12 protein-coding genes and 1 tRNA gene are annotated in these 12,847 nt (G+C 68.6%); 9 read left to right on the top strand and 4 right to left on the bottom strand.

Features of this window, described 5'->3' with window-relative positions; all coding sequences use genetic code 11:
- Nucleotides 1–12: 12 nt before the first annotated feature.
- The 4 genes from StrepF001_RS21760 (at nucleotide 13) to StrepF001_RS21745 (ending at nucleotide 4,098) form a co-directional block, all read left to right on the top strand.
- Nucleotides 13–543 (top strand): DUF501 domain-containing protein, encoded by a 531-nt coding sequence (locus StrepF001_RS21760; protein ID WP_129799894.1) that lies wholly within the window; start codon nucleotides 13–15, stop codon nucleotides 541–543.
- A complete protein-coding gene (locus StrepF001_RS21755) occupies nucleotides 540–1,481 on the top strand; it encodes a Ppx/GppA phosphatase family protein (RefSeq protein ID WP_129799893.1) in 942 nt (313 codons plus the stop codon). The genes StrepF001_RS21760 and StrepF001_RS21755 overlap by 4 nt, the downstream gene beginning before the upstream one ends.
- A 70-nt stretch (nucleotides 1,482–1,551) precedes the next feature.
- Nucleotides 1,552–2,211 carry a hypothetical protein gene (locus tag StrepF001_RS21750; RefSeq protein WP_129799892.1) on the top strand — a complete coding sequence of 220 codons (660 nt, stop codon included), beginning with the start codon at nucleotides 1,552–1,554 and terminating at the stop codon, nucleotides 2,209–2,211.
- Between the two features lie 501 nt (nucleotides 2,212–2,712).
- Nucleotides 2,713–4,098 carry an NAD(P)/FAD-dependent oxidoreductase gene (locus StrepF001_RS21745; protein WP_129799891.1) on the top strand — a complete coding sequence of 462 codons (1,386 nt, stop codon included), beginning with the start codon at nucleotides 2,713–2,715 and terminating at the stop codon, nucleotides 4,096–4,098.
- A gap of 134 nt (nucleotides 4,099–4,232) precedes the next feature.
- On the opposite strand, the gene StrepF001_RS21740 is transcribed toward StrepF001_RS21745, so the two are convergent.
- Both StrepF001_RS21740 and StrepF001_RS21735 read right to left on the bottom strand, forming a co-directional pair.
- A complete protein-coding gene (locus tag StrepF001_RS21740) occupies nucleotides 4,233–4,442 on the bottom strand; it encodes a DUF397 domain-containing protein (RefSeq protein WP_129799890.1) in 210 nt (69 codons plus the stop codon).
- Complete coding sequence (locus StrepF001_RS21735) at nucleotides 4,439–5,311, bottom strand: helix-turn-helix transcriptional regulator (protein ID WP_240797602.1); 873 nt, start codon at nucleotides 5,309–5,311, stop codon at nucleotides 4,439–4,441. The genes StrepF001_RS21740 and StrepF001_RS21735 overlap by 4 nt, the downstream gene beginning before the upstream one ends.
- A gap of 206 nt (nucleotides 5,312–5,517) precedes the next feature.
- Here StrepF001_RS21735 and StrepF001_RS21730 point away from each other — a divergent pair, with 206 nt between their 5' ends.
- From StrepF001_RS21730 to StrepF001_RS21710, 4 genes are all read left to right on the top strand, one after another.
- Complete coding sequence (locus tag StrepF001_RS21730; RefSeq protein WP_129799889.1) at nucleotides 5,518–5,856, top strand: hypothetical protein; 339 nt, start codon at nucleotides 5,518–5,520, stop codon at nucleotides 5,854–5,856.
- 322 nt (nucleotides 5,857–6,178) lie between these two features.
- On the top strand, nucleotides 6,179–6,634 hold the full coding sequence (locus StrepF001_RS21720; protein ID WP_240797638.1) for an ATP-binding protein: 456 nt from the start codon (nucleotides 6,179–6,181) through the stop codon (nucleotides 6,632–6,634).
- A gap of 129 nt (nucleotides 6,635–6,763) precedes the next feature.
- On the top strand, nucleotides 6,764–7,369 hold the full coding sequence (locus StrepF001_RS21715) for a Uma2 family endonuclease (RefSeq protein WP_129800088.1): 606 nt from the start codon (nucleotides 6,764–6,766) through the stop codon (nucleotides 7,367–7,369).
- A 118-nt stretch (nucleotides 7,370–7,487) separates the two neighbouring features.
- On the top strand, nucleotides 7,488–8,789 hold the full coding sequence (locus StrepF001_RS21710; RefSeq protein ID WP_129799887.1) for a class I SAM-dependent methyltransferase: 1,302 nt from the start codon (nucleotides 7,488–7,490) through the stop codon (nucleotides 8,787–8,789).
- Between the two features lie 80 nt (nucleotides 8,790–8,869).
- On the opposite strand, the gene StrepF001_RS21705 is transcribed toward StrepF001_RS21710, so the two are convergent.
- Both StrepF001_RS21705 and StrepF001_RS21700 read right to left on the bottom strand, forming a co-directional pair.
- Nucleotides 8,870–11,401: an ABC transporter permease gene (locus tag StrepF001_RS21705; protein ID WP_129799886.1), complete on the bottom strand. Its 2,532-nt coding sequence runs from the start codon at nucleotides 11,399–11,401 to the stop codon at nucleotides 8,870–8,872.
- Nucleotides 11,401–12,171, bottom strand: a complete 771-nt coding sequence (locus StrepF001_RS21700) for an ABC transporter ATP-binding protein (RefSeq protein WP_129799885.1) — start codon at nucleotides 12,169–12,171, stop codon at nucleotides 11,401–11,403. Before StrepF001_RS21700 ends, StrepF001_RS21705 begins: the two co-directional genes overlap by 1 nt.
- 422 nt (nucleotides 12,172–12,593) lie before the next feature.
- Between StrepF001_RS21700 and StrepF001_RS21690 the strand changes: the two genes are divergently transcribed.
- Nucleotides 12,594–12,676, top strand: a tRNA-Leu gene (locus tag StrepF001_RS21690).
- The last annotated feature ends 171 nt before the right edge of the window (nucleotides 12,677–12,847 follow it).

Here is a 12,847-nt window from a genome sequence, read left to right as displayed (position 1 = left end):
AGAAAGAACGTCATGGAGACCCCCCCGCGCCACCCCGGCACCGAGCCCACCGACGCGGACGTCGAGGCCTTCAAGCAGCAGCTCGGCCGGCCGCCGCGCGGGCTGCGCGCCATCGCGCACCGGTGCCCGTGCGGGCAGCCGGACGTCGTGGAGACCGCCCCGCGGCTGCCCGACGGCACGCCCTTCCCGACGCTGTACTACCTGACCTGCCCCAAGGCGTCCTCGGCGATCGGCACCCTGGAGGCGAACGGCGTGATGAAGGAGATGACGGCCCGCCTGGAGACCGACCCCGAGCTCGCCGCCGCCTACCGCGCCGCGCACGAGGACTACATCCGGCGCCGGGACGAGATCGAGGAGCTGAAGGGCTTCCCGAGCGCCGGCGGCATGCCGGACCGGGTGAAGTGCCTGCACGTCCTGGTCGCCCACTCGCTGGCCGCCGGACCCGGCGTGAATCCCCTCGGCGACGAGGCCCTCGCCATGCTGCCGGAGTGGTGGCGCAAGGGCGCCTGCGTGACCGTACCGAACGAGGAGAACGACCAGTGACCCGAGTCGCCGCCGTCGACTGCGGCACGAACTCCATCCGGCTGTTGGTCGCCGACGCCGACCCGGCCACCGGCGAACTCGTCGACCTGGACCGCCGCATGACGATCGTGCGGCTCGGCCAGGGCGTCGACCGCACCGGCCGCCTGGCCCCCGAGGCCCTGGAGCGGACCTTCGCGGCCTGCCGCGAGTACGCCGCGATCATCAAGGAGCACGGCGCCGAACGGCTCCGCTTCGTCGCCACCTCCGCCTCCCGGGACGCCGAGAACCGGGACGACTTCGTGCGCGGGGTCATGGACATTCTGGGCGTCGAGCCCGAGGTCATCACCGGCGACCAGGAGGCCGAGTTCTCCTTCACCGGCGCGACCAGGGAACTGGCGGAACACGACCATCTCCCCAAGCCCTACCTCGTCGTGGACATCGGCGGCGGCTCGACCGAGTTCGTCGTCGGCGAGGACCACGTCCGCGCGGCGCGCTCGGTCGACGTCGGCTGTGTGCGGATGACGGAACGGCACCTGGTCCGCGACGGCGTGGTCTCCGACCCGCCGACCGAGGAGCAGATCGCCGCGATGCGGGCGGACATCGAGGCGGCGCTCGACCTCGCCGAGGAGACGGTGCCGCTGCGCGAGGCGCACACGCTGGTCGGCCTGGCCGGCTCGGTGACGACGGTGTCGGCGATCGCGCAGAACCTGCCCGAGTACGACTCGGCCCGCATCCACCACTCCCGTGTCTCCCACGACAGGGTCCGCGAGATCACCGACTGGCTGCTGCACTCCACCCACGCCGAACGCGCGGCCGTCCCCTCCATGCATCCGGGGCGGGTGGACGTCATCGCCGCGGGGGCTCTCGTCCTGCTGTCGATCATGGAGCGGATCGGCGCGGACGAGGTCGTCGTGAGCGAGCACGACATCCTCGACGGTATTGCCTGGTCCGTTGCCTGAACCGGCACATCCTGGGACTGGGGAGACTGACGGGGGAGCGTCATTGGGGAGCCGAGAGCAGCGGCCGGCCGTGACAGCCCACACCGGCGCCGTCTTCGACAACGGGATGGTGGCGAGGCTCCTCGACATCCTCGCCTCGGCACGCGAACGCGGCGGGACGACACCGTTCGCCGACGAGGTCGCGCGCATCAACCGAACACTGGACAGCAGCGCCACAGCGAGGTGGGCCATGCCGAGCGCCACGCTGGCAGCCCTCCTCGACCTCATCGCCGAGGAGCTGAGGACATCCCCGGACCGGGACCTGCCGCCGGGTTTTCTCACGAGGCTGGATGCGGCCGCCGGGGATCAGGGCTGGCTGGAGTTCCTGGCACACACCGCCTCATCGCTGCGTACGTCGCAGCGAGAAGGGATCGCCCGCTTCGAGGCACTCCCCATGTCTCCCTGGGAGGCGGAGCTGCGGTATGCCCGCCTGCGGGACTTCTCCTGGTGGGTCGAGTCGGACGAGCACGACACCTTCGAAGAAGGCGTGCTCGCCGGTGTGACCAGCGAGCACCCGGGCGGCTGCGCGCACCTGCTCCCTCCCCTGATCGCGGAGCTGCACGCGGCTCTGCTGCTCGACAAGGACGCCCGCTCCGCCGCCTGCCTCCGGTCCGTGGTCCCCTGGGCCACGCCGCCGATCCTGCGGGAAATCCTGCGGGCCGCCTCCACCCACCTCCTCGAAGCGCACTGAGGGCCGTTCGGTGACGGCGCACGGTCGGTGGCGCAGATCGCTCGCGCAGGGTGTTCCGGGTCTCGTTTACTACTGGCCAGTAGTCATCAGTTGAGCAGGTCGGCTAGCGTATGAGCTCATCCGAAGGGTCTCCGTGAGCACCTTCGCGACGCTCCGTCGGAAAACTTCGTGAAGTTCTTCACAAGGAATTTGGCCCTGCTGGAGCGCGGAAAGGGTCCAGTTACCCCTTCCAGGGGTCCAACAGCCCTTGAACGCGTTCAGAAGGCTGCTGTAGGGGTGCACTGGAAGGCTCTCGCGGAAGCGTGTTTCGACCGGCTCACGGGGGGGCCGGCGACCCAGAGAGGCAGCTCACGCGGCATTGACAACGGGTCGTACCGCCCCTCGGTTCCGGGCGTGACCATGACCTGCGTCACGCGGGCGGGGGAGTGTAACACAGGGCCTGCAAGAGCTTGTGAAGGGGCGCACGAACTACCCCCCTGAGGCGGGTGGATACTCGATGGCATGAGCACCACGGAGCGTCCCAGGATCCTCGTAGTAGGCGGTGGGTACGTAGGCCTGTACGCAGCTCGGCGCATTCTCAAGAAGATGCGCTACGGCGAGGCGACCGTCACGGTCGTCGACCCCCGGTCGTACATGACCTACCAGCCCTTCCTTCCCGAAACCGCCGCCGGCAACATCTCCCCGCGACACGTCGTCGTCCCGCTGCGACGCGTGCTTCCCAAGGCGGAGGTGCTCACCGGCCGGGTCACCACCATCGACCAGGACCGCAAGGTCGCCACGATCTCCCCGCTGGTCGGTGAAGCGTACGAGCTCCCCTTCGACTACCTCGTCGTCGCGCTCGGCGCGGTCTCCCGCACCTTCCCGATCCCCGGCCTCGCCGAGCAGGGCATCGGCATGAAGGGCATCGAGGAGGCCATCGGTCTGCGCAACCACGTCCTCGAGCAGCTCGACAAGGCCGACTCCACCACCGACGAGGAGATCCGCCGCAAGGCGCTCACCTTCGTCTTCATCGGCGGTGGCTTCGCGGGTGCGGAGACCATCGGCGAGGTCGAGGACCTGGCCCGCGACGCGGCGAAGTACTACAACAACGTGTCCCGTGAGGACATGCGCTTCATCCTCGTCGACGCCGCCGACAAGATCCTCCCCGAGGTCGGCCCCAAGCTCGGCCAGTATGGCAAGGAGCACCTGGAGAGCCGCGGCGTCGAGATCTACCTGTCCACCTCCATGGACTCCTGCATCGACGGCCACGTGGTGCTGAAGAACGGCCTCGAGGTCGACTCCAACACCATCGTGTGGACCGCGGGCGTCAAGCCCAACCCGGTCCTGGCCCGCTACGGCCTCCCCCTCGGCCCGCGCGGCCACGTCGACACGGCGGCGACCCTCCAGGTCCAGGGCACCGACTACATCTGGGCCGCGGGCGACAACGCCCAGGTGCCGGACGTCGCCGCCCGCAAGGCCGGCGTGGAGAACGCCTGGTGCCCGCCGAACGCCCAGCACGCCCTCCGCCAGGCCAAGGTCCTCGGCGACAATGTGATCTCCGGCATGCGGGGCTTCCCGCAGAAGGAGTACTCGCACGCCAACAAGGGCGCGGTGGCCGGGCTCGGCCTCCACAAGGGCGTGGCGATGATCGTCATGGGCAAGATGAAGATCAAGGTCAAGGGCCGTCTCGCCTGGTACATGCACCGTGGCTACCACGGCATGGCCATGCCGACCTGGAACCGCAAGATCCGGGTCTTCGCCGACTGGACGCTGGGCATGTTCCTCAAGCGCGAGGTCGTCGCCCTCGGCGCGCTGGAGTCCCCGCGCGAGGAGTTCTACGAGGCGGCCAAGCCGGCGCCGCCGGTCGCTGCCGCGACCAAGACGGAGGAGAAGGCCAAGGCCTCCTGACCTCCGGTCACTTGAACACCCCGAAGGGGCCACCTGCCGTCCGTGGTGTGGGTGGTCCCTTCGGCGTTTACTCGGCCAACTCGTCGGCCTGAGCCGGACGTAAGACGGCTCCACCGCTCGACCTCGAAGAGCCGCTACCCCCCTGTGATGCCTTCGACGAACGCGGCAAAGGCATCGGCCGAGACAACGAGCGTGTCCCCATGGGGAACTTTCGAGTCGCGTACGGCCACTTGGGTTCGGAGGGCGGCGATCTCCACGCATTCGTTGCCTTCGCCGCCGCTGTAGCTGCTCTTGAACCATGTCGCAACTGTCTGCTTCTTCAGGGAAGTTGCTATGCCGGTCATGAGGACAGCTCCTGTCGTGCTCTGGTGATCAGCCGTGATGAGGCGGTCGTGTCCAGGGCTTGGGAACGAAGGTAGTCGAACGTCAACTTATAGGCACTCACGTCCTCCGCGTCATCGAGGTACAGCCCGCGGCGGCGCATCTCGATGTACACGACGGCCATCGAATTCAGGGGCTCCCGCTCGTCGTCCCGCCCCAGGACCACGAAATGGCTGGCTCCCGCAGCATGGGCCCCGGCGCTGAACGGCAGGATCTGGACGTCGACGTTGGGGCTCTTTGCTACCTCGTGGAGGTGCTCGAGCTGGCGAATCATGACCTCCGTGTCTCCTATGGTCCTGCGGAGGACCGCCTCGTCCAGGACCACCCACAGATGCAGGGCCGGGTCGCGCCGCAGGATGCTCTGGCGCTGGACGCGCGCGTCCACCATCCGCTCGATCTCCTCGTTCGAGCTGCGTACTTCCCGCGCCTGGTGGACGGCGAGGGCGTACTCCTTCGTCTGAAGCAGACCGGGAACCACCGAATTGGCGAACACGTGCTCGTACGCGGCTGCGTACTCGAAGGAGACGAGCGGGTCCATCCACTCCGGCACCGCGTCATTGCCCACCCACCAGCCGTCTGCTTGTGACTTGGCGATGGTTACGAGGGCCTCGCATTCCTGGGGCGTGGCCTCGCAGGCGTCAGCCAAGGCCTTGACCGTTGCCCACCGGATGCGGGCTCGGTCCTGCCACGTTTCGTACCGGCTGACTGTTGTGGTGCTGACGCCTGCCTTCTGGGCCACTTGAGTCTGGGTCAGCTCGCATCGCTCGCGCAGCGAGATCAGCCCTCGCGCGATCTGCATGCGGCCGGCTGGTCCCGTCTGCGTGGCGGTCATGTCGCTGATCCCTCCCTGGGGCCAGCCCTTTCGGCCCCTTCTGTAAGCCAACGGCGCCTGACTTTATGGGCTGCTTCGGCGAATCGGACGTGGATCCGAAGCCCGTCACCCACATTGATGAACTCCCTTTACGGTAGATCCTTCCATGGGATTCCCGTGACAGGCTTCCCTCGACTGGTTCGATCGTTCTTCGAGGAGTTGAGGACGTGATCAACTACATGGAGCACATGGCTCGTTGGCTGCGGAGAGTCGTCACGGCCTCGGGTCGTCACCGAGCGGATCGGCGGCCGGTGGTGCGGTTTCCGTCCCACTCGCCGTACGAGCGGCCCGCGCTGCCCCGCCCCATCCCCGCCCCCACTGTCCGCCACTGGTACGCCCTCATCGACGGCACCGGCACCGCCCTCGTCCGCCCCTACCTCACCGCCCACGAGCGGGAGGAGAAGGCCCGGATCCAGCGCCTGCGCCGGGACATCCTCTGGTGTGCCACGTACGGAGTCGATCTCGACGCCCGTGACATCCACGCCTGCCTGGGAGCGGCTTCATGAGCGACCATGTACGGCTGCTGCCCTGGACCGGTGCCCACGGTCAGCCCTGTCTGCTGCTCACGGACGGCGACGGCGGCCCCGCCTCCCGGCTTGCCGACCGGATCGAGGACGTGCAGCTCGGGCTCGCGGAGCGACTGCTGGGGCGTGCGCGTGAGGTGCTTCCTGGGTGTGGCCCAGGTGGTGGCGCGGAATTCGCCGGTCTCGCCGATCAGTTGGCGGATGCGCTCCAGGACGTGTTGCTCATCGCCGTATCGCGGGGTGCCCTGCTCGCCAGGGATCGGCGGGCCCGAGGGGCTGGCCGGCCTCCGCGTCGTTGCCGACTGTGCTTTACGACGCCCTGGCGCGCAGCCCCACCGAACTCCGCGCGTTCGGTCTGCTCACACTCCGCGGTCGCGACCTCACCTCCGCAAGCGCCGCCCGGCGCTATGTGCGCGAGACGGCCCGGTCGTGGGGTGTGCCAGCCGGTACGACGGACGATCTGGAAACGATCACCGGAGAGCTCGTCGCCAATGCCCTGGAGCACACCGACAGCCACACCATCACGGTCACCTGCGCTCTCACCTCCCGGATGGTCACGATCAGCGTCACCGACGAGGGCAAGGAGTACTCGCCGATGCCGTCCCCGGGCACGGCAGGGCTGCCAGTCCTGGAGCAGGAGCACGGCCGCGGACTGCTGATCACCGACGCACTGGCCGACCGGTGGGGAACGCGGCGGGCGGGTAGGGGACTGACCGTCTGGGCCGATGTCGTCGTCGCTGGTGCGGAGGCTGCCGGATGACCGTGCCAAGGACGTGGGCCTGGCCCCCGAAGCCCGAAGAGTCCTGACGTCACTCTTTGTGATGACGATCATCCATTCCGGCGGCTACCGTGGACGGGCAGGCCGAGAATCCCGCCCATGGGAGGAATCATGACCGCCGAGCCGACCGCTGAGCCCGGCTGCCGCTGGCCGGTGCCGCCCCGGGACGGATACACCGTGGACGACCTGTTCACGCTGCCCGACCTCCCGCCGCACACCGAGCTGATCGACGGGAGCCTGGTCTTCGTGAGTCCGCAGCGCCGCTTTCACGCCAAGATGATCGAACTGCTGCTGAACGGCCTGCGTCGGACGGTCCCGAAGGAACTGAAGGTCGAGCGCGAGATGACCGTCGTCCTCGATCGCCGCAACGGCCCCGAGCCCGACCTCTCCGTCGTTCGCGCCGAGGCCGTCGTCGACGACCTGGAACAGACTCGCTTCCAGGCCGCCGACGTCCTGCTCGCCGTCGAGGTCGTTTCCCCGGACTCCGAAGCCCGTGATCGCGACACCAAGCCCCACAAGTACGCCGCCGCGGGCATCCCGCACTACTGGCTCGTCGAGCTGGGTGGTGCGAACAAGCATCCTGTGGTCCGAACCTATGAACTCGACCCCGTGTCCAAGACCTACGACCTGACCGGCACTCACCGCGACCTGCTCAAGCTCAGTGCGCCGTACGACATCGACATCGACATCACTCTGGACGCTCTCAGGGAACTCTGACAACTCCCCCTGACAGGGATTTGCTCAGCCGTAACGCGCGTGGGGGACTGCCAGCAAGCCCCGCAGGTGTTTACGTGGTGTTGGACATTCCGGGATGACCGTCACGGAGGTGTGCGCCATGGCTGACGCCGCGCCGCGGCTGAAGGGGCTGCTCGAACAGGTGCTGGGAACTCCGATCCTGGTGCGCATTCGCGCCTGGGACGGTACGCAGGCGGGCCCGCCGGGCGCGCCGGTGCTCGTCGTACGCAACCGGCGGGCCTTGCGCCGGCTGCTGTGGAAACCGGGCGAACTCGGACTCGCCCGCGCCTGGGTCGCCGGGGACGTCGATGTGGACGGTGACCTGTACACCGCCCTCGGCCTGCTCGCCGGGCTGCTCTGGGAGCGCGGTGAGGACGCCCGCGGTCTCGGTGAGGCGCTGCGCGACCCCGAGGTGCGCGCCGCCGTCCGCGGCCTGGTGCGGCTGGCCGGGCCCGCGCTGCCGCCCGCCCCACCGCGGGAGGAGGTCCGCAGACGACGTCATCTGCACACCCGGCGCAGCGACAGGCGGGCCATCAGCCACCACTACGACGTCGGCAACGACTTCTACGAGCTCGTGCTGGGCCCGTCCATGGTCTACTCCTGCGCCTATTGGGAGGACGCCGGTACTCTCGAGGACGCCCAGCGCGACAAGCTCGAACTCGTCTGCCGCAAGCTCGCTCTGAAGCCCGGTCAGCGGCTCCTCGATGTCGGCTGCGGCTGGGGTTCGATGGCCATCCACGCCGCCCGAGAGCACGGCGTGAGCGTCGTCGGCATCACACTGTCGCAGGAGCAGGCGGCGTACGCCCGTAAGCGTGTCGCCGACGAGGGGCTCACCGCCATGGTCGAGATCCGAGTGCAGGACTATCGGGATGTCACCGACGGGCCGTACGACGCCGTCTCGTCCATCGGCATGGCCGAACACGTCGGCGCCGAGCGGTACCTGGAGTACTGCGACGTGCTGTACCGGCTCCTGAAGCCCGGTGGGCGGCTGCTCAACCACCAGATCGGGCGGCGGCCGCAGCGGGACGAATCCTCGTACCGGGTCGACGAGTTCATCGACTCCTACGTCTTCCCCGACGGCGAGCTCCAGCCCATCGGCACCACCGTCACCCAACTCGAACGTGCGCAGTTCGAGGTGCGCGACGTGGAGTCGATCCGCGAGCACTACGCCCTGACCCTGCGTCGCTGGGTCGCCAACCTGGAGGCCGACTGGGCCCGGGCCGCCAAGCTCACCAGCCCCGGCCGCGCCCGCGTCTGGCAGCTGTACATGGCCGCCTCCGCGCTCGCCTTCGAGCGCAACCGCATCGGGGTCAACCAGGTGCTGGCCGTCAGAACGCCCGATTCCGGTGACTCGGGGATGCCCTTGCGGGCCCGCACGTGGAGTGAGCCCGAGGGCCGTTGAGCCGTTGATGCGGGCACAAGCGGAAGGGCCGGGCTCCCCGGTCGCGGGGAGGCCCGGCCCTTCGGTGTGGCGGGACGTGGTCACTCGGCCTTGATCGCGTTCAGCATGTTCAGCCGTGCGGCGTTGCGGGCCGGCCACATCGCGGCCAGGACGCCCACCAGTCCGGCCAGCACCAGGAAGATCCCGATCCGGTCCCAGGGCAGGACCAGCGCGTAGCCCGGGATCTGGTCCGCGATCGTCTCGCCGATCGCCCAGCCGAGGAACGAGCCGAGACCGATGCCGACCACCGCGCCGAACACCGAGATGACCACGGCCTCCAGCCGGACCATCCGCTTCACCCGGCGCCGGTCGAGACCGATCGCGCGCAGCATGCCGATCTCCTGCTGCCGTTCGAAGACCGACATCGCGAGGGTGTTGACGACACCCAGCACCGCGATGATCAGGGCCATCGCCAGCAGGCCGTACATGATGTTCAGCAGGGTGTTGATGGCGCCGCCGAACTCGTCGCGGATGTCCTGCCGGTCCATGACCGTGATCGCGGGGTTGTCGCCCAGCGCGTCGATGAGGACCTTCTCGTTCGCCGAGGACTGGCCGCCGTCCACCTTCACGAAGATCTGCCGGATGTACGGCTTCGCCTCGTGCGCGTCGACGACCTTCCTGTCGACGAGGACGGGGGAGAGGAACTCGCTGTCCTTGTAGACGGCGCCTACCGTCAGCGTGCCCTTCTTCTCGTCGCCGAAGGTGACGTTGAGAGTGTCACCGGGCTTCCATCCCTTGCTCTTGGCCGTCTTCTCGGCCACCGCGATCCGGCCCTCGGCGAGCGAGTCGACGTTGCCGCTGACGACGTCGACGTTCAGGACGCGCTGGATGTCGCCCGGGGTGACCGCGGAGGCGGAGACGTAGTCGTCGTCGACCTGGAGGTAGGCGTCCTGCTGCGGTGAGACCGCCGAGACGCCCTTGGCCTTCTCCAGCGCCGTCAGCGCGGACTGGTCGAGGTCGCCGCCGTTCGCCATCGAGACCATGTAGTCGGCCTTGATGTTGTCCGTGGTCATCTTGTCGATGGCCGTGCCGACCGTGATACCGAGCACCGACAGGCCGGTCACCAGGGTCAGCCCGATCGCCAGCGCGGAGGCGGTGGCTCCGGTACGGCGCGGGTTGCGGACCGCGTTCTGGCCGGCCAGCTTTCCGGCCACCCCGAAGGGGCCGACGAGCAGCGGACGGACGAGCGCGATCACGGGCCGGGACAGCAGCGGGATCAGGATGATCACACCGATCAGCGCGAAGAACGCGCCCGCCCCGATGTACATCCGGCCGTCGTCGCCGCCGGTCGAGGCACCCAGCACGATGCCGGCCGCGCCGAGTGCGGTGATGGCCGTACCGATGGAGTTGCGCACCACCAGCGACTTGGTGGTGGCCACCGCGTGGACGCTGTTCATGGCCGCCACCGGCGGGATCTTCGCGGCCCGGCGGCCGGGCAGCCAGGCGGCGAACGTCGTGATCAGCACACCGACGCCGATCGCGGCGAGCACCGGCGTGGCGGAAATGATCAGCGGGCCGTCCGGAAGCTTCATCTCGAACGCGGCCATGCCGGAGCGCAGGCCGACCGCCAGGCCGATGCCGAGGACGAAGCCGATCACCGAGGCGACCAGGCCCACCACCGCGGCCTCGGCGAGCACCGAGCGGGTGATCTGCTTGCGCGACGCACCGACGGCGCGCATCAGGGCGATCTCCTTCGTGCGCTGGGCGACCAGCATCGTGAAGGTGTTGGAGATCAGGAAGATCCCGACGAACAGTGCGATGCCCGCGAAGCCGAGCAGGACCTGCTTGAGGTTGCCCAGACCCTGCTCGATCTGCTCGGCCTGCTCGTCCGCGAGCGCCTTACCGGTCTGGGCCTCGGCGGACTCGGGCAGCAGCGGCTTGACCGCGTCCAGGATCTTCGCGTCGTCCGCGCCGGAGGCGGCGGTGACGGTGACGCTCTCGAAGTAGCCCGGCTTGAGGTACTGCTTCTGGGCGACCGCGGTGTCGAAGAGCACGAGGCTGCCGCCGGCGTTCACGGCGCCGTCCTCGGTGGTGAACACACCGCTGAGGGTGAACTCCTTGACCGGCCCGTTGGTCGCGACGCGGACCCGGTCGCCGACTTTGTACTCGCCCTTGGCCGCGGACTCCTCATCCAGGGCGATCTGATTGTCCTTCACCGGGCCAGAGCCGTCGGTGAACGTGTAGGCGGTGTCCTTGCCGTCCTTGCCGGGGGCGAAGTTGGAACCCTTGTTGGACCAGCCGACGCCGATCAGCTTGCCGTCGGGGTCGGCGACCCCGGCGAAGCCCTCGACGCGGCCGTACGCGCCGGCGACGCCGTCCACGGCGGAGATCTTGTCGAGGGTCTTCCGGGGGATGCCGGGCTCTTCCTCGGGGTTGTCCGGGTCGGCGTGCGAGGTGACGGCGACGGCGACGTTGTCGTAGCTCTTCGCCGACTGGTTGCGGAAGGCGTTGGAGAGGGTGTCGGCGAAGACCAGGGTGCCGGAGACGAACGCGACGCCGAGCATCACGGCGAGCACGGTCATCAACAGGCGGGCCTTGTGCGCGAGTACGTTGCGCAGGGCGGTGCGGAACATCAGCTGGTGCGGCCCTTCGCGTCGAACTGCTTCATGAAGTCGAGGACGTTGTCCGCGGTGGGCTTGTACATCTCGTCGACGATCCGGCCGTCCGCCAGGAACACCACCCGGTCCGCGTACGCCGCGGCCACCGGGTCGTGGGTGACCATCACCACCGTCTGCCCCAGCTCCCGTACGGAGTTGCGCAGGAAGCCCAGCACCTCGGCACCGGAACGGGAGTCGAGGTTTCCGGTGGGCTCGTCACCGAAGACGATCTCGGGCCGGGAGGCGAGGGCGCGGGCGACGGCGACGCGCTGCTGCTGGCCGCCGGAGAGCTGGGACGGGCGGTGACCCAGCCGGTCGGCGAGGCCCACCATTCCGATGACGGTGTCGAGCCACTGCTTGTCCGGCTTGCGGCCCGCGATGTCCATCGGGAGGGTGATGTTCTCCAGGGCGGTCAGTGTCGGCAGCAGGTTGAACGCCTGGAAGATGAAGCCGATCTTGTCGCGGCGCAGCTTGGTGAGCTGCTTGTCCTTCAGGGAGCCCAGCTCGGTGTCGCCGATGCGTACCGAACCGGAGGAGAAGGAGTCCAGTCCGGCCACACAGTGCATCAGCGTGGACTTGCCGGACCCGGAGGGGCCCATGATCGCGGTGAACTCGGCCTGCCGGAAGTCGACGGAGACCCGGTCCAGGGCGACCACCTGGGTCTCGCCCTGTCCGTAGATCTTCGAGAGATCCGTGGCGCGTGCGGCCACGGCGGTGGCCCGGTCGGCGACGGGTGTGGTGGTCACGGAAAGGTGCTCCTGTCGGACGACGGTGTGGGGATGCGATCCATCGTCTCGGCCGTACGGCGCCCTGTAGTCACCCGCTGTTCCGGTTCCGAAGGCAGACTGCGGTCGGACCCTGGGTGCCGGTGTCATACCTGGGGATGACGGACGACCCCGAGGGGACGCCGCGTCGAGCCCGGTGCGAAGGCCGGTGCGAAGGCCTTGTCGAGAACGGGTGGATCCCCCTCGTTCGGGCGGTGAAATTCCGTCATTCCGCATGCACGGCCGACTGTCGCACGCAAGGCTACTGGCAAGTGCTGACGGCGCTTACCCAGTGCTGATGCACCCTCAGACGTCAATAAAATAAGACAACATCGGTCCGTGCTTCCGCTGTTCGGGGGAAGCGTCCCGATAGGCTCGGAACCTCGATGCGGAGCCCATGGCCTGCCCGGATGGTGGAATGCAGACACGGCGAGCTTAAACCTCGCTGCCCCTTGCGGGCGTACCGGTTCAAGTCCGGTTCCGGGCACTTCCGCCTGCACTGACGTCTGGGTGAGAGCCCCCCGCTGTCCCGCATGATCGGATGCCCGTCGGGCTGCACCCGGGGCGGTGAGCGGGGAGTATCGGTGGTGAGGGTGGTGTGAGCCGACGCGCTCCCCCCGAGGCGTCGACGCCGTTCGCCGCCCGGCATCCCACGGGA

Source organism: Streptomyces sp. F001 (assembly GCF_004187715.1).
GTDB lineage: Bacteria > Actinomycetota > Actinomycetes > Streptomycetales > Streptomycetaceae > Streptomyces > Streptomyces flavusporus.
Note: the sequence above shows the minus strand (reverse complement) of the source record. Positions and strands in the feature narration are given on the sequence as shown.